This window comes from Sulfitobacter geojensis, from assembly GCF_000622325.1.
GTDB classification, from domain to species: Bacteria; Pseudomonadota; Alphaproteobacteria; order Rhodobacterales; family Rhodobacteraceae; genus Sulfitobacter; species Sulfitobacter geojensis.
The window spans coordinates 2,820,166-2,839,772 of the sequence record NZ_JASE01000005.1; the positions used below are offsets into that span (position 1 = coordinate 2,820,166).

9 protein-coding genes are annotated in these 19,607 nt (G+C 61.1%); 2 read left to right on the forward strand and 7 right to left on the reverse strand.

Going from position 1 to position 19,607, the window contains the following annotated elements:
* The first annotated feature begins 16 nt into the window (after nucleotides 1–16).
* Nucleotides 17–1,327 (forward strand): GumC family protein, encoded by a 1,311-nt coding sequence (locus Z947_RS0115760; protein ID WP_025045251.1) that lies wholly within the window; start codon nucleotides 17–19, stop codon nucleotides 1,325–1,327.
* A gap of 13 nt (nucleotides 1,328–1,340) precedes the next feature.
* Nucleotides 1,341–2,531 carry a glycosyltransferase family 4 protein gene (locus Z947_RS0115765; protein ID WP_025045252.1) on the forward strand — a complete coding sequence of 397 codons (1,191 nt, stop codon included), beginning with the start codon at nucleotides 1,341–1,343 and terminating at the stop codon, nucleotides 2,529–2,531.
* Here the strand turns inward: Z947_RS0115765 and Z947_RS0115770 are convergent.
* Genes Z947_RS0115770 through Z947_RS0115800 form a run of 7 tightly spaced genes read right to left on the reverse strand, consistent with a single transcriptional unit; the run spans nucleotide 2,528 to nucleotide 19,530 of the window.
* Complete coding sequence (locus tag Z947_RS0115770) at nucleotides 2,528–3,361, reverse strand: glycosyltransferase family 2 protein (protein ID WP_025045253.1); 834 nt, start codon at nucleotides 3,359–3,361, stop codon at nucleotides 2,528–2,530. The genes Z947_RS0115765 and Z947_RS0115770 overlap by 4 nt on opposite strands.
* Nucleotides 3,358–5,871, reverse strand: coding sequence for a hypothetical protein (locus Z947_RS0115775; protein WP_025045254.1), 2,514 nt, complete (start codon nucleotides 5,869–5,871; stop codon nucleotides 3,358–3,360). The genes Z947_RS0115770 and Z947_RS0115775 overlap by 4 nt, the downstream gene beginning before the upstream one ends.
* Nucleotides 5,868–6,812 (reverse strand): hypothetical protein, encoded by a 945-nt coding sequence (locus Z947_RS0115780; RefSeq protein WP_025045255.1) that lies wholly within the window; start codon nucleotides 6,810–6,812, stop codon nucleotides 5,868–5,870. Before Z947_RS0115780 ends, Z947_RS0115775 begins: the two co-directional genes overlap by 4 nt.
* Nucleotides 6,813–6,816: 4 nt before the next feature.
* Complete coding sequence (locus Z947_RS0115785; protein WP_240477541.1) at nucleotides 6,817–7,485, reverse strand: 4'-phosphopantetheinyl transferase family protein; 669 nt, start codon at nucleotides 7,483–7,485, stop codon at nucleotides 6,817–6,819.
* A 23-nt stretch (nucleotides 7,486–7,508) separates the two neighbouring features.
* On the reverse strand, nucleotides 7,509–12,062 hold the full coding sequence (locus tag Z947_RS0115790; protein ID WP_025045257.1) for a MupA/Atu3671 family FMN-dependent luciferase-like monooxygenase: 4,554 nt from the start codon (nucleotides 12,060–12,062) through the stop codon (nucleotides 7,509–7,511).
* The gene (locus Z947_RS0115795; protein ID WP_081781222.1) at nucleotides 12,059–13,081 is read right to left on the reverse strand and encodes a glycosyltransferase family 2 protein; all 1,023 of its coding nucleotides are present in this window, start codon (nucleotides 13,079–13,081) and stop codon (nucleotides 12,059–12,061) included. Before Z947_RS0115795 ends, Z947_RS0115790 begins: the two co-directional genes overlap by 4 nt.
* A complete protein-coding gene (locus Z947_RS0115800; protein WP_025045259.1) occupies nucleotides 13,081–19,530 on the reverse strand; it encodes a type I polyketide synthase in 6,450 nt (2,149 codons plus the stop codon). The genes Z947_RS0115795 and Z947_RS0115800 overlap by 1 nt, the downstream gene beginning before the upstream one ends.
* Between the last annotated feature and the right edge of the window lie 77 nt (nucleotides 19,531–19,607).

The following is a 19,607-nucleotide window of genomic DNA, read 5'->3' on the forward strand; positions in this document are numbered from 1 at the left end:
GGAAACGTTAGGACCGATGGGACCGATTTTTACACTGGCCGACTTTCTGGACATGCTGCGCAGACGCGTCGGTGTGATTTCGGCTGTGATCATCGCTGGCTGTTTCGGCTCGCTTATCTGGGCCATGACCACGCCGCACATGTATCAGTCTGCCGAAGTGATCCAGATCGAGCAGCCGCAAATCTCGGACGAATTGGCCCGCTCTACCGTTGAAAGTTCTGCCGCACGCCGGTTGCAGCTGATCGAACAGCAACTGATGGCGCATGACAATCTTGTTAAGGTTATCAATCAGTTCAACCTGTATGGTGGCGACACCGAAACGGGTATTACCGAAAAGGTCGCCTTGCTGCGTCAGGCCATCACCATCACCGGTGTGGCGGCCGTGCGCGAAGGGTTTGCCGATGACGGTGCAATTTCGATCCTGACAATCTCTGCCGAAATGGACAGCGCCGAAAACGCACAGGCCATCGCCCATTTGTTTGCCGACCAGACCCGCGCCCTTGCCACGTCACAACGCCAGATGCAGACAACCGAAACCCTCGCCTTTTTCGAAGAGCAGGAAAAGAACCTGTTGGCCGAGATCGCAACGCTGGAGGCCAGTTTGGCCGAGTTTCGCAGCGCCAACGACATCTCGGTCGAAGGGTCGCTGGATTTCAGCCGTTCGGAATTGGGCAGCCTGAATGATGCGCTGCTGACACTCGACCGTGAAATCATCACCGCCGAACTGGCCCGCGAAAATCTGGACCGCAGCGGCAATACCCGTGCGGCCACGATCAAGCGCGAAGAGGAAGAACTGGACCGTCTGCTCGCCAGTTTGAGCACCCAGCGCCAGCTTTTGCTCGACCGCCGCGCCGCGTTGAGTGCCAGCATCGAAACCCGCCCCGAAGTGGAACGCACGCTGGCGGAATTCGAACGCCGCACAACGCAGCTTCAGGACCGGCTGGAAGTCATCGCAACACGCCGCAGCGAGGCCGAGGTCGGCTTTACCCTTGAAAACGCCGCCCGCGGCGAACGGTTCACCACACTTGAAGAAGCGCGGGTGCCGGAACAACCCATCTCCATGAGCCGCAAAAAGCGGATGCTGCTGGGCGTTGTGGCTGCAACGGGTCTTGGATTGATGCTGGCCTTCCTACTGGAACTGCGCCGCCCCGTGATCCGCACCGCCCGCCAGATGCAACGCGAAACCGGATTGCTGCCGGTTGTGTCGATCCCTGAAACGCGCTCCCCCAAAGAGCGCAAAGGCATCGCCAAGCTGTGGCAGGACCGCAGCGAGGCCGGTTTGCAAGGGCGTGCAGCCCGACAGGCGCGCCATCCCGCAAACAGATAGGCGGCAAACCCCTGTGAAAATCGCATATATTCTAAATACTTATCCGCAACCCTCGCAAAGCTTTATCCGCCGTGAAATCCGCGCGCTGGAGGCCACGGGCCATGACGTGTTTCGCATGGCCATGCGGCCCGGCGACACCCCGCTGGTTGATCCTCAGGACCGCTACGAAGCAGAGCGCACCGAATATGTGCTTTCCGAGGACAAGAAACACCTGCTGGGCGCAAGCTGGCGCGCAGCGAAACGTGATTTGGCGCAGTTCTGGCAAGCCGTAAAGACCGCGGTCACGATTGGCCGTGTGTCCGAAGTCGGGGTGCTACGCCATCTGATTTATCTCGCCGAAGCCGCCTTTGTCGCGGAACGCTGTCGCGCCGAGGGCGTCACCCATGCCCATGCGCATTTCGGCACCAATTCCGCTGCCGTTGCGATGTTCAGCGCCCTGCTGGACGGCCCGAAATACAGTTTCACCGTACACGGCCCCGAGGAATACGACGCGCCCCGTGCCCTGTCCTTGGGCACCAAAATTGCGCATTCGGATTTTACCGTCGCCATCACCCAGTTCGGCCGCTCGCAACTGTGCCGCTGGGCAGCGCCGCAGGATTGGGACAAGATCAAAGTGGTGCACTGCGGGATCGAACCGCAGAAATTTGCAGACCCTGCCCCGATGACAGATGGCCCGCGCCGCATTGTCGCTATCGGACGGCTGGTGGAACAAAAGGGCCAGCTCGCGGTGATCAAAGCGCTGGCCCAAGTCCAAAGCGATGTGCACCTGACCCTGATCGGCGATGGCGAAATGCGCGCGATGATCGAGGCGTCGATCGCAGAGCACAAGTTGCAGGATCGCGTCACCCTGACCGGCTGGCTTGACGAGGCCGGCGTGAACCGCGAACTCGCGGCCGCCCATGCGCTGGTCATGCCCAGCTTTGCCGAAGGGCTGCCGATGGTCGTGATGGAAGCCATGGCCACCGCCCGCCCTGTCATCGCCACCTATATCGCGGGTACGCCGGAACTGGTGCAGGATGGCACACACGGTTGGCTGGTGCCGGCCGGTGATGTTGACGCTTTGGCGGATGCGATAGAAACCTTTGCCAAAACACCGCTAAAGAAGCTATCCACCATGGGCGACAAGGCCCGCCAACGGGTGCTGGAACGCCACGACATCACCACCGAAGCCGCCAAACTGGCCGCCCATATCAGCGGCTCTTAACGTCCCCGCGCCCATCGGTTGGTGCTGCGCAGGATCGGCAAACGGATGGCAAGGCGCACCGCTGCAAAAGCGACGAAAGCCACCGGATCCTTCACCGCGCGTTTCCACAACGGGACAGTGCGATCATGGGGGTCATCATTGACCATCAGCTCGGGATAGCCGGTTTCAATCTCTGCCACGCCGATGTCCTGCCGGCGGCGTACCTGAACCAGACGGGTGAACCCCTCGATCATCGGCCAGTCATATTGCGCGGGCACGCTCAGCCGTTCGGAAGGGGCAAAGTTCAACCGCGCAAAGGTATCGTCCGAAATAATATCAGGCCACGCGCCCCACCGCGCACGGCCCGCCCGGTTCATCGCAAACACACCGAAACCGGGCACACCGTGCACCATGAACGGCGTGGTCAGCCAGAACCGCGTGTAATGCCGCGTCAGCGCATCGTCACCACTCAGCGTCACATTCGCCCGCCCGCTGGCATAACGCGGTGCTTTTACATCCAAGGCATCGCTGATCTGTCCAACCACCTGCGGGGTTACGATCACATCGGCATCAAGGTAGATCAACACATCGCCCGTTGCCGAGTCCTCACCTTTGTTCCAAGCGTTCAACTTGCCGCCCTGCGCAAGATCCAGCACCGTCCAGTGCCAGCCTTTAGCCTCTGCTTGCGACGCGAAACCGAGCGCAATCTCGGCAGTGTTATCGGTGCAGCCATTGGCGATCACCACAACCTGCACGCCACCTGCAACAGGATCGGAGGCCAGCAGCGCGTTCAGACAGGCCGGCAGGTAATCCGCTTCGTTATGGGCGGGGATCAGAACCGAGGTTTTCATTGAAAATCCACCAATGCATCCCAACGCGGGTTGCTGTCATCCAGATGGCGCAGCGCCCCCCATGATCCCCATTTCGTCGGCGCGTAAACATCCGAATAGGCATTGAACAATTGCCCGCCAACGGCTTTCCATCCGTTCAGTAACACCGCGTACAAACGCCCCATTTCGGCAGAGTAATTCAGGTGGTGCATGAACGCGGTCAAGGCCGTATCCTCGACCAATCCGCCAATTCCGACAATATGGGTGCCCCCCTCGTACATCACCAGATCAAGACCCTGCGCGCGGGCCACCTGCGCGTGATGCGGCCACACCCGCCCGATCAGGTCCTGCAAGGTATCCGCAGCATTGCCGCTGACGCTGCCGTCCGTCAATTCGCGTTCGGCCAATGCGGTGGCGTGGTCAAACCGGTGCGCGGCAATATAGGTTTCCAGCGCCTTGCCCTTCAGCCCCTGCGCTTCACCCTTCCCACGTGCCTTGGCCGCACTTTCAGCCAGCCAAGTTTTCACCATTTCCTGCCGATCCTCCAGCCCCAGCACACCACCGAAATATCCCGTGACCGCATAGGCATCAAAGGCATCAACCGGCCGTTCCATGCCTTCGGCCACGGCCAGCGGGGCGGTGAATGCTTCGGTTTCCAGCCCCAACCAACCGGTCTGCGACGAAATAACATTGACCAGCCGTTCCTCAGCCTCGCCGGCAAAAACATCCGACCAGATCCGCGCCACTTCGGCGGCGCGCAGCCCGTAAAGCTGCATCCACTTGTCCTTTTGCCCCCAGCGCGCCAAAGCGACCTCATCCGCCCAAACCGCTTGGGAAAACTGCCAGTTCCAGACCTCGTTCGAGAACTCGACATAGGCAGTCAAGGCAGGGTCCAGCCTGTCGCGCACCATCTCTGCATAGGCCCGCACAAAGGCATCGTCCGCCAGATGCGGGATGTTGAACCAAGCGTCGTTTTCCAACTCATTGGCCAGATCAATCATCACTTCGACTGGCACCCCGTCGGCATAGGTGACATCGCCCACTTGCGGACGCTCGGACCAATCCGACAGCTGGCTGTTGTTGGTTTCTGCCCAGTCCATGAAGCGCAGCGCGCGGAACTGGCCGATGCGGGCGGTCCATGCGGGATTGAAAACTGCGCCACGGTCAAAACGGCGGGCGTGATCCATGTGCACCACACTGATGTTGCGCGGCGGGTTGGTCGTGTTGATCCGTTGGATGCGAATGTCGACGCTGCCCGGACCAGGGGCATAATCAAAGGTCACCTCATTCTTGCCATAGCGCACCTTTTCAGCGCGACCCGACACCTCGATCACCCCTTTGCCGTCAAATTTCAGCCGGTACCGCCCCTTTAGCGATGTCGCTGCTTCGGGCATATCGGTCAGGATCAACGTGCCGATACTGCCCAGACTGCGCGGCATTTTCAGCGGCCAGCCCGCAGCGTCCAGAAACCCCTCCGAACGCAGCTGCGCCCGCTCCATACCGCCCCACTGCCCCGCTTTATGCCCGATCCAGGGCCGCGCGGTTTTCATCAGGTCAAGAAAAGGCACCTGCGTGCTCCAATCCGTCACCGAGGCCAGCCCAATCGCCACATCTGTGCTGCCCTGCACGGCCCCTTCCGGCGGCAGGGAAAGGTCTTGGGGCGGTCCGGTTGGCGCAGCCGGGGCCATGCTGGCGCGCGCTGCGGTGACCAAAGGCACCGGCGTCACGGGCGCGCTGCCATAGGCCTGCACCGCGTCCCAGGCAATCCGTTGCAGAATGCGCGCCAGATCCTCGTCCGGTGTGTCGAAGGCATTGCCGAACCTGTCCTTGAAATCCACCGGCAGGCCCAGCGGTGGATGCCCCGTCAGCGTGGCATATTGCACCATCGCGACAAAGTAATGCCCCGCGTCATTCAGATGGATGTCGTCGTCAAAAAAGCTGGTGATGTCTGTCACACCGTCGACCTGCCCCGCGGCAATTTCGTCATGCAGCCGCGCCATCGCCTGTCCTGCGGGGATCAGTGAAACAGTGCCGCGATCCTCGCGCATCCCCGCTGCGATCTGTGCGACGATGTTTTCCCAGACCGGTAGATCCTGATCCAAGCGGGTGCGCCACGTGATATCGGCCTTCGCGTCATGTTCCACCACTTGGCCGGTGCCGCTTTTCAGACTGTGCCACGTCTCTTGCACATAGATATGCGCATCCGGATTGGCCGCCGTCGCCAAACCGGCAAAGGCCTGCGCATAGACATCCGTTTCCGAGAATTGCGTGTGGTTTTCCAGCGGCACTGCTTCGGTCAGGATTAAATGGGTGGTCCCGCCAAGGGGCAATACGGCGCGCGCATCGACCCCTTCGGCGCTGTCGGATTTGTCCCAGTTATAGCGCAGCGGGGCCCCGTTGATGATCTGCGCCTGAACGCGAGCATCCCCTGTGCCTGCCAGTAGCGCCTGTTCCAGCATGCTTGGCCCCGTCTGGCCGAACAGGCTGTGGCCGACCATCAGAACCGAAAAGAGCGTGGCCAGACCGCTCATGCCGCTACTCCCGTTTGCGCGTGCCGCCCAACCACATCCCAGACCGTGCGCTGCATCAACGCAGCCAACGCCGCAGACGGCGCATCGGCCGGCGTGCCATCCGCACGGTTCAATTGATGCGCCAGCCCCAGCGGCGAACTCTGATACAGCACCGCGTAATGTGTTAACGCCACCAGATAGGCCCCCAGATCGTTGAAATGGATGGTGTCGGGCGTGCCATCCGCGTTCCGCGCCATCAGATCATCCACGCCTGTCACCCCGTCCAGTCCGCCCTGTGCCGTGATCGCGCGGACGCATGCCGCCATGACCTGACCGGCAGGGATCAGGTAGATCGGTGCATCGGTTTTGCCCAAAGCCGGATAGAGGACACGTTCGAGCCAACGCTCTGAAAAATCATCGTCAATCCGCGCCAGCCAGCCTGCCGGATCATTGGTATGGTGCCATGTCTCGTAAAGGTAAATGCGCGCCTGCGGGTTGCCCTCCCGTGCCAGCCCCGCCCAATGCGCCAGATAGGTCGCACTGTCATGATAGCGGATTGCGTCCTTGATCTCGACCATTTCGGTAAGCACCACCGCGTCATAATCCCCTGACGCAAGCGCCTCTTGCGCGCCCCGAAACCTTGGATGGTCGTTTTCAACGTCAAACCCGTTCACCGGCTGATCCGGTTCCCAGTGCTGCATCAGCGAGGTGCCCCAGCCGAGTTGGCTGTCATACCCATGGCCGCTGCCCGCCAGCTGCGCCAGCATCGCAGGCATGTCGCGCCCGACCAGTGAATGCCCCAGATGATAGACCTGCAACGGCCCCGACGGTGCAGGCAAGGCGCGCGCATAAAGCGCCTTGGCCCGTTTTGCCCCGCGCTGGCGACGCGCATAGCTGTATGCCCCGACGCCAAGCGCCAGCGTCAAAAAGCCAAGGACGGCACGGCGGGTCAATGACGGCATGGGCTCAGGCTCCTTTAACCGGAGATTTATCAGCCCATGCCGCCGTGACAAGGTGGCCGTCGATCTGATCAAACCGCCCCAGCAGCATATCGCCCGCAACAAAATCACCCGCCGGTTTCAAAAAGGTCGCGGTGAACCGCCCCGCAGATCTGTCCAGCGCGATGTCGATGTGATCAAAGCCGAACAGCATTTTAGTCAACGGATACTGCGCCTTATAGGTCGCTTCCTTGGCGCAAAAGACCAGCTTGGCCAGCCAAAGCTGGTCCGGCCCTGCGATACCGGCCTGTTCAGCGTCCGAACAGATGGTCGACAACAGATCCTGTGAAAGCGGCGTATTCTCTTCGATATCAAGGCCCAGACATGGCCCGTCGGTTCGAAGCACCGCGGCGCATAGGGACGTTGTATGGGAAATACTACCCGAGATACCTTTGGGCCACACCGGCGCGCGATCAGGGGACGCAGGGACCGGCACCGGCGGCATCCCAAGTTGCGCCATCGCGATCCGTGCAGCGGCACGCCCTGCGGCGAATTCCCGCCGTCGGGCGGGTATCGCCTGGGCCAGATGCGCCGCCTCATCGCCCATCGCTGGCGGTTGAGGCACGCGCGGATCGGTGACACCCACCGCAACAGGCCCGTCAAACAGTGCCGCAATCACCGCTTGCGTCCGGGTCATCCTGTCCATCGCCTGCACCGCTGTCATGCGCCGGCTTTGCTGCGCCCTGCCCGCATCGCGCGTCTTTTCGAAATCGCCTCGGTGGCGGCAGGTTGCGTAGGGGCGGCCGGCGCGGGTGTCGCGCCACCGGTGCCTTTGTCGATATGACCGGCAAGGCCGGCAAGCGTGGGGAAGCGGAAGATGTCCGTGATCGACAGGCTGTCGTTGTTCAGCGCGGCCTTGATGTCACGGTGCGCCTGCACAGCCAGCAGGGAATGCCCGCCAAGCCCGAAAAAGTTATCTTCGCCGCGAATGTCGCTCACGCCCAGCAGCTTTGACCAGACCTCGCTGATTATCCCTTGCGTTGCGTTGGCCGGTGCGCGCGGGGTTTCGTCGCGCGGTTTCAAACGGCGTTCCGGCAGGGGCAGCGCCTTGCGGTCGATTTTCTTGTTCGGCGTCAGCGGCATGGCATCCAGCGTGACGTAGTATGTCGGCACCATGATGGCAGGCAGAACAGCGGAAAGCGCCGTCTTCGTCTTGTCAGGATCCAGCGGCGTTTGCGCGGTGACGTAACCCACCAGATGCGCGCTGCCAAAGGCCTCGACCGTGGTGACAACTGCTTGGCTCACGCCGGGCAATTCGGCCAGCCGCGCCTCGATCTCGCCCAGCTCGATCCGATGGCCGCGGACCTTCACCTGCGCATCGGCGCGGCCTGCGAAATGCAAGACACCTTGCGCATCCCATGTCGCCAGATCGCCGGTGCGATACAGCTTGCCCGCGCCAAATGGGTTCGCCACAAAACGTTCGTCGCTCAGTTCGGGACGTTGCCAGTAGCCCTCCGTGACACCATCACCTCCAATCCACAATTCCCCTTCAACACCAATCGGTTGCGGACGCATCTTATCATCAAGGATGAAGGTTTGCGTGTTGGCAATCGGCGTACCAATCGGGACCGTTGCATCCGCCGCATCCGTAACCATTTGCGTGGTGGACCAGATCGTCGTTTCCGTGGGGCCGTACATGTTTTGCAGGCTGGCCCGCGTGGCAGATTGCAGCGCGCCGACCAATGATCCGGGCAAAGCTTCGCCCCCCACCATCAGATGTTGCACCCGCCCCAAAGCGGCGCGCGCGCCGTCATTGGTCACCAGCATCTGCGCCATCGACGGGGTGCATTGCAGGTGGGTCACATCGTGGCGAATGATCTGTGCCGCAAGCGAGAAATCATCCGCTTCCAGAACCGTGCCCTGGTTGGACAGCTGCAAAACTTCGGCCAGCGGTTTCAGCCCTTCCATAACCAGAGCCGGATCAATGCCGTAATCGATCAGACAGGCGACTTCGTCCACGCCAATCGCTTTCAGCTGTTCAACCCGTGCCACACCATCGGCCACAGTGCCAAACATGCCGCTGTCGTTGAAATAGCGTTGGAAAGCGAATTCAAGGATCGCATCAAGTTCTTCGTCACTGACCCCTTCAAGGTCCAGATCAAAGGCGTTGGACGTCCCTTCGGGCCGTTTGAACGCTGGAAACGCCCAAGCGTATTGTTTGATCAGCGCGGCGGCGGAGCGCAGGTAGTCCTTCATCGGGCCGCGCGCGACTTCTTCGGCCGCCTCACGGGTGTCCGCCAGATAGCTGTGCAGCATCAAGGTCACGGTGAAATCAGCCGGATCATGGCCCGCATCACGCAGGGCCTGATGGTAAAGCTTGATCTTACCGCCGACTTCTTCAACCGATTGACCCAACAAGTGTGTCAGCACATTCGCGCCAATCTCGCCCGCTTCTTTCCACGTTTGCGGGTTTCCCGCGGTGGTCACCCAGACCGGCAGTTCTTTCGACACAGGGCGCGGTTGGGTCACAACCGCATGCATGCTGCCGTCCTGTTTGGGAAACTCCACCGGTTCGCCGCGCCACATCTGGCGCAGTTGTTTGATCGCCGCATACATCGCAGGCTTGTTGGCGGGCGGCGTGTTTTCGGGGCGCAACACGAAATCATCGGGCTGCCAGCCGCTGGCGATGGCAAGGCCGACACGTCCGTTGGTCAGATTGTCGATCACCGCCCATTCTTCGGCAATCCGCGCCGGATGGTGCAAGGGGGCTACGCAGGACCCTGCCCGCACGGCGAGGTTTTGCGTCACTGCCGCGACGGCTGCGCCGGTGACCGACGGGTTCGGATAAGGTCCGCCAAAGGCGTGGAAATGGCGTTCGGGCGTCCAGACAGCGTTAAACCCGTTGGCATCCGCAAATTTCGCGCCTTCCAGCAGCAATTCGTATTTCTTGGGGCCGACGCCGTCGTCATTGCCCCAATACATCAGGTTGAAATCAATCTTGCGATCGGATGCGGCAATAGGTCCGTTCGACACCATCGTGCGCGATTCATCCCCTGCCAGCACCAGTTTAAAGCCGCGTGCGAGGGTCCAGAACAGTTCCAGCACCGAAATATCAAAGCTGAGCGAGGTAACGGCAAGCCAGACCGCGCCTGCGTCATGGTCGATGCGGTCATCCATACCGGCAAAGAAATTCGCGACATTGCCATGGCTGACCATCACCCCTTTGGGCGTGCCGGTAGAGCCGGAAGTATAGATCAGATAAGCCAGATCGTCCGGCGTCGCCGTTGGCTCTGGCGCGGTGTCGGGTGCGCCTGAAATCTGCGGATCACTGTCCAGCACGATGACTTTTGCGTTATGCGCGGGCAGCTGCGCGGCCAAGCCGCTTTGCGTCACGATCAGCGGGGCGGCGCTGTCACTGATGTAATGCGCAATGCGATCGGCCGGATATGCCGGATCAAGCGGCACATAGGCTCCGCCCGCCTTGAGGATCCCTAGCGCCCCGATCAACAGATCAAGGCTGCGAGTGGTGAACAAACCGACCGGTGTACCGCGGCGCGCGCCTTGTGCGCGCAGAACATGGGCCAGTTTGTTGGCGCGGGCATCCAAAGCGGCGTATGACAGCATTTCCCCTTCAAAAACAACCGCTTCGCTGTCCGGCGTCCGTGCCACCTGCGCTTCGAATGCGGCGTGGATCGTCGTGGGGGTATAGGCGCGCGCGGTATCGTTCCAGCCGTCTAGCAGCGCCACTTCGCTTACGGGCATCCGGCGCAGGTCATTGCAGGTCTGCGCGTCGGCAAACGATGCGGCAGCCGCTTCGATACGGGCGCAGATCAGATCGACAGCTACGTCGGAAAGGCGCGTTTTATCATAAGTCAGTTGCGCCACTGCCCCGTCAAGGCACAGGGTCAGCGCAGCGTTTTCGACCGGTATTGCCTCCAGCGAGAACCCGATCAGCGGCTGACCGTTTACCGCACTCACCGGATCGCGGGCCAACAAATCCTGTGCCATGCCAGCGGAGGTTTGCGCGCGGTCCAGATGGCGGGTCACATCGTCCGACACCGATTGCACCGCGGCTTCACCCCCCGCAGAAATATGCAGCGGCACCCAGCCTGCGACCAACGGATGTTCGGGCTTCACCTTCAAGGCAAAAACGCCCTGCGCCGCCTCCTCTCCGTTCAACACGGCCACAGCGCCGGCGGTGACCCCTTGCGCCGCGGAAAGACCGGCTGGCAGCGTCAATGGCCGTATTGCCAGTTCAGGTTCACCCGACCGGGCCGCGATAAATGGCACCTGCGCCGGAGCGGATTTTGTCAAGGCCATGCGCCAGAACGCTTCGTCTTTGGCGTCGAAATCAGGCAGGTTTGGTTGGCCAAGAACGTCGCCAACAGTAGTCAGGCTGCCTGGGGCGATCTTGCCCCCGTCTAATTGACGTAGCCCGCGCAATCTTACGGCTGTGGTGGCTGTTGCAACACTCACCGCCTTGTCGGACACTTCCAGAACCGTACCGGCAGCACCGCTTGCCCCGTCGACAAGGTCAAGCCCGCCAATGCTGTAAAACGCGTCACCAATAGCAATCTTGGCTGTGCCAAGCGGGTTCCAATACTCGCCAAAGTCCAGCCCCCGCACCAGCGCGTCCAACTGCGCCGCCGGTGCCGTGAAATCCAGCACACCCATGTTATCGGGTCGCTGATTACGGGCGAAATAGCTACGCTGGCTTAGGTCTTGCGGCGTGCGTTCCAGAGTTCCGGTTTCAAGCTGCGACAGGACAGCGGCAAAGCTTTCCATGCCAGCGGCGTAACATTTGGAGTTCAGACTGAAGGCCGTTTCATCTGCCGCAATCTCGACGGTCTTTTGCGCCAGAAGGTCGCCCTCGTCCACGCCACCTTCGATCATGTGCCAGCTGACACCGTGTGACGTCTCGCCGTTGATCACCGCCCACGCCGGCGTATTCAGACCCGCATAACGTGGCAAGGGACCGTCATGGAAATTTATCGCACCCTTCGCAGGAACCGCCAGTACATCCGCAGGAATCATTCGCAGGTTGGCAATGGACAGCAGCCAATCCGCCGCAAGGCCAGCCCCGAGGATACCCTTTGCCTCATCGAACACCGACAGCCCCTTGGCTTCGGCCCAGCCGCGCACCGTCGCATCGCGCGTGATCACCGCTGACAGGCGATGCCCGCCTGCCAACATCATATCTCCACAGGCAATGGTCAGGGATTCATCACCCATCAAAATGGCGTCAAAAGCTTGGGGATTGACGGGGACAGTCATGGGTTTTCCTTCGATACGGAACGTCGGAGTAAAGGGGTGTCGCGGCGCAGGGACATGCCAAGACCAAAGCGCAGCAGGTCACGGTTGAAACCGGGCGGGTCTTGCGGCGTTGCACCGGATAATTTGCAGCGCAGATGATGAATGGCACCACCGGCAAGCTTGGCCAGAAGCGCCGCGGCCGCATAGGTGCGGGAGTGGTTTTTTACAAAATAGTGCCGGCGCGAGGCGAACCAGTAGTCGGGAATGCGCCGCCATTCTTTCATCCCAGTCGAGACAGATCCGATGTGCACCACACCGACTTGCGGCAGATACCAGCATTCCCAGCCCGCCACAGCAGCCCGTTTGCACAGGTCGGTTTCCTCAAAGTAGAGAAAGAATGTTTCGTCGAATATGCCGATGTCATCCAGCATCGCGGCGCGCATCAATACACTGGCCCCCGCGACCCAATCCACCGGTGTTGGCGTCTGCGGCAGATCTGGCGCGACGACAGAAGATTTCAGCAATCGGGTAAACGGGCCGGTGCGCGCCGCCCCTTCGAATTCGCCCGCGATGGAGGGAAAGCGAAAGGCCGTTGTATGAGGAAGACCATCCTCACCGCGCACATGGCTGCCGGCCATTCCGGCCTTGGGCGTGGTTTCCAGATGTTTGATCAGCGCGGGCAAGCAGCCCTGATCGGGAAAGGCGTCCGAGTTCAGCACATAGAAGTAATCAGGGCGGCGACCGTCCGACATGCCAGCCTTGAAACCCAGATTGTTGCCCGCACCAAATCCGCCGTTCACATCCGACAGGATCAACCGCACGCGGTTTTGCGCATCCCAGCCGCGCTGCGCAATGGCATTGGCCAGCACGCCAGCCGAACCGTCGCCGGAGGCATTGTCGATGATCACCAGCTCGGCGCCCTCAGGCATATCGGCAAGCGCGGCCTCGGCTGCGCGCAGGGTCATCTCAGCGGTCCGGTAATTCAGCAAGACCACCAGCACACTCGGGGGTGCCAGCACTTTCGGAGTTACATCTGCCATCACTGCGCCGCCGTTGCCTGTTGCCAATCGCCCGTTCCGTCATCCAATGCCCGTGCAATCACCTCGCGCAGCTCCTGCGCCAGAGTGGTGACATTCGGGGCCAGCATCATACTGTCGTGATCGCCCGGCACCTCGATCACCTCAAGCTGCGGCGCATATCGACGCCAGTCGTTGTCCTCGAACACATATTCGCGTTCCTTGCTGACAAACCTGCCGCCCGTCACCGGCCAATGCAGATCAAGCGCCGGACGGAACAAGGTCAGTGGGCCATTCCAGTCAGGGGTCTGGTATTTCCCCACGGCTTCAAGAAAGGCATCCTGGATTTTCAGGTTGTTGAATTCAGCCCCCGCAGGCGCATCCGTGTCCGCAGCGCCGCTGCGGTCACGGGTCTCCCACGCCCAACGGTTCTGCGCCCATTCAACCAGATAGGCCGGTCCTTTGGATTTCAGTTCAGCCAGCTTAATCAACGCCTTATCCGGTCGACTTAGTGAGGGACGCACAGGCAATGGGGTATCAAACATCGCGACCACACCCACGTCCTGCCCCGCGCTGCGCAGCTGTCTTGCCATCTCATAGGCCATGATGCCGCCGCCGGAATATCCCGCAATCAGATAGGGCCCTTCGGGCTGCATCCGCCGCATTTCGTTCAGATAATCACGTGCCGCAGCCTCGACATCGCGGTGCGGTTCCGTGTCTCCGATCAACCCGCGTGCTTGCACACCAAACACCCGCCGTTCCGGCGCGAAAGGCAGCGCGAGGTGGCGCAGGTTCAACACGTTGCCGAACATGCCCGCAACGATAAACAAAGCTGGCGCATCTCGCTGGTCGCTTTGGTTCAGCGGTACAAGGAATTCGTACTTCTCCGGCGCGGCGGATGAGACATCCTCGCCAGAAGCCTCCTCAAGATCACCGGTTTCTGCCGCGATCAGGGCGGCGCATTTGGCGATTGTTGGCGCTTCGAACAGAACCGAAATCGGGAATTCCACCTTGAATTCGCGTTTCACCGACGCAAACAGGCGCACAGCGATCAGCGAATGCCCCCCGAGATCGAAAAAGCTGTCCTCGACGCCGACCGGGCTGACGCCCAGCAGGTTCGACCAGATCTCGGCCAGACGTTCCTCGATCCCGTTGCGCGGGGCCACAAAAGACCCGTCCAGATCGGGCCGTTCAAAACTTTGTCCTGTCGTGGTCTGTTCAAACGCCGGCGCATTGGCACGCTCGATCAACCCTTGCAGGGGCAGAGAGGATACCATGACGTGCGGCTTGCCGAGCGCAAGCGCACGGCGCAAGGCTTCGGGCCCTTCACTGGCGCGGATGCCTTGCGAGACCAGATAGGCCAGTTGTTCCTCGGCGGGGCTGCGGCTGTCATCATTCGCATCGTCATCTGCGAAGCGCACCTCGGCTGCGGTCAGTGGCATGGCCGTCAGCCCGCCTTCCAACCGCTTCATCGCAAAATCGCTGACCTCGACCAGAACGCGGCCCGTATCATCACAAAGCGTCACATCGAAACGGGCAAAATCACCCTGCCCTTCGCGCAGACGCACCCATGAGTGCACATCTGCAGGCAGCGGTGCGTATACGCGGATAGATCCATAGGATACCGGCACCCAAAGGTGGGTTGCGCCGTATCCCGGCACCAGCCCGATGGCCCAGCCGGTGGCAAGGTCCATCAATCCCGGATGCAGCACCGTCGCGTTTTCCGCGTCACGCAGGGACTTTGGCAAGGCCAGTTTCGCCAGACCTTCGCCCGTGCCCATATGTGTCTGCGACAGAACATGCCAGTTGGGACCGAATTTCAGATGTGCCTCTTGGGGTGATTTCAATCGGGCCTCATCAGTGCCCCGTGCAATATCACCACACCGCGCCGTCAGCGCAGCAAGGTCGACCGCCTCCGGTGCTGTCCGGGTCAAAGGTGTCACGCTGGCCTGCGCGTGCAACTGCCAGCCTTCCCTGCCTTGCATCCGGCAATCGCTGCGCATCTCGGCGGCAAATCCTTCGCCGTCAGCGCGCAAACTCACCTGCATTTCGCGGCTGGTGCCGTCCTCGACTGGCATGGCCCGCAGGAAATACAGATCCTTAATGTCGAAAGCACTCATGCCCTGCGCCGTCGCCGTTTCGGCCAGCAGTTCGATATAGCCGGTGCCGGGCAGGATCGCTTGCCCCTCTGCGGTGCGGTGCTGGTCGAGCAGCCAATCATCCGTGGTGAAAGGCGCGGTAAACACCGCATCCCCCGCCGCATCTGCACCCGCGGTTTTAAGAAAGGCCGCATCCAATGGACGCGGTGGTAAAACATCGCTGGCCGCGCCATTCAGCGCTTTAGCCGCCATGCCGACATCCGACCAGATGCCCCAGTTGATCGCGACAACGCGGGTCTTGCCGCCCCGCCGTGCAGCAGCAAAGGCGTTCAACCATGCGTTGGCGGCAACGTAATCTGTCTGTCCGGCAGACCGCGTGGCGGTCGAGGTGGATGAAAACAGCACCATCAGCTCCAGTGTGCCGTCGGGCAGCAGTTGATCAAGCACCCGCAGACCCTGCACCTTGGGCGAGAGCACGGCGTCAATACCAGCGTCTGATTTGGCCAGCAGCGGCGCATCATCCAGTGTACCAGCGGCGTGGATCACCCCCGTTAATCCGCCGTGGCGCGTGGTCAAATCCTGCGTCACACGGCGCATCTGGGCAAGGTTGGCCACATCGCCCTGCGCCACCTCAATGGAGCCGCCCAACGGTTTGGCCAGCTCTTCCAGACGCATCACCGCATGCATCCGCCGCGCGGTGCGGTCGGTCGTGGCGTGTGTTTTGAGGTATCCGTCCCAAGCCTGCCGGTCCGGCATGCCATCACGCGACAAGAGTACGACATGCGCTTTGTGCTGGCCCAGAATATCCGCCGCCAAGGTCAGCCCGATGCCGCCAAATCCGCCGGTGATCAGATAGGTTGCATCATCGCGAAAGGCAGGTGCCTGCGCCGCGGGCAATTTAATGTCGCGGTAGCTTTGCTCGAACCGTTTTTCACCGCGCAGGGCTGCAATGGTATTGGCGGGCTGTGCCATCAGCTCTTCCAGCAGACGGTCCGTCAATGTGTCATCAGCGGTGGTTTCAACAGGTTTGGAGAACCATCCTTTAGACGGGGATACATGGTCCGCCACCGGTTCCAGATCAATTTGCGCACAGGTCACATCCGGCATTTCGCGTGCAAAGACACCAACGGGACCGGCGATCAGCGCCTCCTCCGGGTGGGGCACAGGCTCGTCGCGCACCTGTGCGGCACCGGCGGTAAAGACGCTCAGGTGCAATGGTTTATCAAGACCCGCTTCGGACAGGGCCTGCGCAAGCCATGTCAGGCTCCAGAACCCCTGTTCCAGATTGCGGTCAAATTCGGACGACCCTGCACGGGACGGCAGATGATCATCAGCCAGCCAGAAATGCCCGATCCGGTCCGGCAGCAAATCGCGCTCCCTTAGGTCCGTGACCAGCTGGTCATACCCTTGGCGGCCCTGCTCGGGGGCTAGGGTATATGTCGCCTCATCGCTTTGGGCAAAGGCATCCCCTGCCCGCACCGAGATAACCCTATGACCGGCATCCTTCAGACGTTGAATGGCGGGGGCGGCGGGCCCTGAACCATCCGCGAATATCAACCACGTAAGGGGCACGTCACCCAAATCGGACGTCACATCCATATCCGTATCGGCAAAACGCGGGCGCCATGCGGGGACGGATCCCCAATCTTCGATGGCATCGCTGCGTGTTAACGGCGCAACCGCAGGCGCAACTGCTGCCTGTCCAGCTTCGATAAAATACTTGGCGCGCTGGAATTGATAGGTGGGCAGTATAACACGATTGCGCTTGGCCTCGCCCCAGATCTGGGACCAGTCAGCCTCCAGCCCGCAGGCCCAAAGGCGGCCAATGACCGAGATAAAATACTTGTCGTCCGCAATGTCCTGATCTGGGTGGCGCAGCGTAGACAAGACTTGCGCGGGCGCGACATCAGGGTGCATTTGCGCAAGGGCGGACAGGGCTTTGCCCGGACCCACTTCCAGATAGATACGTTTGCGCGGGGAACTCAGGGTCGTGATGCAATCCACAAAATTGACGGTATTGCGCAACTGGGCGACCCAGTAATCGGGGCTGGTCGCCTGCTCGGCGGTGATCTGCGCACCGCTGCGGTTCGAGACAAAGGGCATGTTCGGCGCTTGCAGGTCAATGCTGGCCAGAAACGCGCGGTAGCGGGCAAGGATCGGTTCCAACATCCGGCTATGCGCCGCGATATCGATGGCGATGCGCTGATATTCGATCTCGGCCTTGTCCAGACGGACCTGCATCGCATCAAGTGCGGCTTGCGGGCCGGACACCGCGATCAGTTCGGGCGCGTTGATCGACGCGATATCAAGGTCATCGCCCAACAGCGGTTCAATCGCCGTCAGGGGAGCTGAGATCGACAACATGCCACCGGCGGGCACTTCGTCAAACAAGCGGCCGCGCAGCAGAACAAGGTCGATCAGGTTTTCGAATGTCATCACACCGGCAAGACAGGCGGCGACGTTTTCACCCATGGAATGGCCCACCATCGCAGCGGGTTGTACCCCCCACGACATCCAGAGTTTTGCCAGCGCATATTCGACGATGGCGATGAGGGGGAGCTGCACGGAGGGCCTCTTCAGCCTCTCTGAGGCCTCATCAGTCTGATCCGCCTCGGGCAGCCAAAGTGCACGGATATCATAGTCCAGCTGCGGCGACAGATGGTCTAAACCGCGGTCCATCCATTCTACAAATTCCGGCTCGGTTTCATATAGATCCCGCGCCATGCCGGCATACTGCGCCCCGCCACCTGGGAACATGAAGACCACCTCGGGGTTTTCGCCCAAGGCATCATGGGTAAATACGCGGCGGGTGTCTGTACCTTCCATCAGCCCGGCAGCTTCGTCATGGGTTTCGGCCACCACCACGCGGCGTTTTTCAAAGGCGCGGCGGCCGTTTTTCAGGGTATGGGCCACATCCGCAAGCGGCTGTTCGGGGTGATCGCGCAGATGCGCCGCAAGGGCCGCGCTGTTGGCATCGAGCGCCGCTTTCGATGCGCCGGAAATCACCAGCGCATGAAACGGCCAATCGCTTTCTTCGGATGGTGCGCGCGCGGGGGCTTCCTCAAGGATCATATGGGCATTGGTGCCGCCCACGCCCAGCGCGTTGATCGCAGCGCGGCGCGGGGTTTCACCAGCGGCCCAGTCGCTGAGGACTGCGTTCACACGAAATGGCGAGCCGTCGAAAGGGATCGCCGGATTGGGGGCTTCAAAGCCCAAAGATGGCGGGATCTGTTTGTTGTGCAGGGCAAGCGTCGCCTTGGCGAGGCCCGCGACACCTGCAGCAGTATCAAGGTGGCCGATGTTGGTTTTCACCGATCCGATGCGACAGAAATCAACGGCATCGGTTTGCGCGCGGTAGGCTTCGGTCAAGGCGGCAACCTCAATCGGGTCGCCCAGATAGGTGCCGGTGCCGTGGCATTCGACCATGCCGATGCTTTGCGCCGCGACACCCGCCGCATCCAATGCGGCCGCGATGGCCTGCGTCTGCCCGTCAACCGAGGGCGCGAGGTAGCCCGCTTTCGCCGCGCCATCATTGTTGACGGCAGAGCCTTTGATCACAGCCCAGATGTGATCCCCGTCCGCAATGGCATCCGACAGACGGCGCAAGGCGACAGCCCCCGCCCCTGATCCGAAAACCGTACCTTGCGCGCGGTGGTCAAAGGCGTGGCAATGCCCGTCCGGTGACAGGATTTCGTTTTCCTTGAACTCATAGCCGCGCCCATGCGGCAATTCGATGGTCACCCCACCCGCCAGCGCCATGTCAATTTCACCTGCACGCAGCGCCTGACAGGCGTAGTGGATCGCCACCAATGAGGTCGAGCATGCCGTTTGCAGGTTGATTGACGGCCCCTTTAGGTCGAACACATGGCTGACCCGCGTTGACAGGAAGTCCTTGTCGTTGCCCGTGTGGCGCAGCAGAAACATGCCAACATCGTCGACCAGATCGGGGTTCGAGCAGATGTTGAAGTAGAAGTAACTGCCCATACCGCAGCCCGCGTAGACGCCAATCGGGCCGCCCATTGTTTCCGGCGGATGACCCGCCTGCTCCATCGCCTCCCATGCGACCTCAAGAAACTTGCGGTGCTGGGGGTCAAGAATGGCGGCGTCTTTCGGGGAGAAGCCAAAGAAATCCGCATCGAACGTATCAAAGCCGTCGAGCACGGCGGCGGCGGGCACGTAATTCTTGCGCGCAATGGCTTGGGCGCTTTCGCCCGCGTCCAGCAATTCCTGTTCGGACAGGCGGCGGATCGATTCCACACCGTCACGCAGGTTCGCCCAATACGCATCCACACCGGCAGCACCGGGCACGTTGACAGAAAGCCCAACAATAGCAATGTCTTCGTCTGAAAAAGTGCTTTTGACTGATTTGTTCATCGTTCGCAATTTACCCCGCTCCCGACAAAATCCGAGCATGGGCCCCATGGGTTACCTAAGAAATACCCGCATCCTTT

Bases quoted from the DNA above. Each gene is read 5' to 3' on its own strand.
- Z947_RS0115780 (WP_025045255.1), bottom strand. From the start codon at position 6,812: ATGCCGTCATTGACCCGCCGTGCCGTCCTTGGCTTTTTGACGCTGGCG.
- Z947_RS0115785 (WP_240477541.1), bottom strand. From the start codon at position 7,485: ATGACCCGGACGCAAGCGGTGATTGCGGCACTGTTTGACGGGCCTGTT.
- Z947_RS0115770 (WP_025045253.1), bottom strand. From the start codon at position 3,361: ATGAAAACCTCGGTTCTGATCCCCGCCCATAACGAAGCGGATTACCTG.
- Z947_RS0115800 (WP_025045259.1), bottom strand. From the start codon at position 19,530: ATGAACAAATCAGTCAAAAGCACTTTTTCAGACGAAGACATTGCTATT.
- Z947_RS0115790 (WP_025045257.1), bottom strand. From the start codon at position 12,062: ATGACTGTCCCCGTCAATCCCCAAGCTTTTGACGCCATTTTGATGGGT.
- Z947_RS0115795 (WP_081781222.1), bottom strand. From the start codon at position 13,081: ATGGCAGATGTAACTCCGAAAGTGCTGGCACCCCCGAGTGTGCTGGTG.
- Z947_RS0115775 (WP_025045254.1), bottom strand. From the start codon at position 5,871: ATGAGCGGTCTGGCCACGCTCTTTTCGGTTCTGATGGTCGGCCACAGC.
- Z947_RS0115760 (WP_025045251.1), top strand. From the start codon at position 17: ATGGGACCGATTTTTACACTGGCCGACTTTCTGGACATGCTGCGCAGA.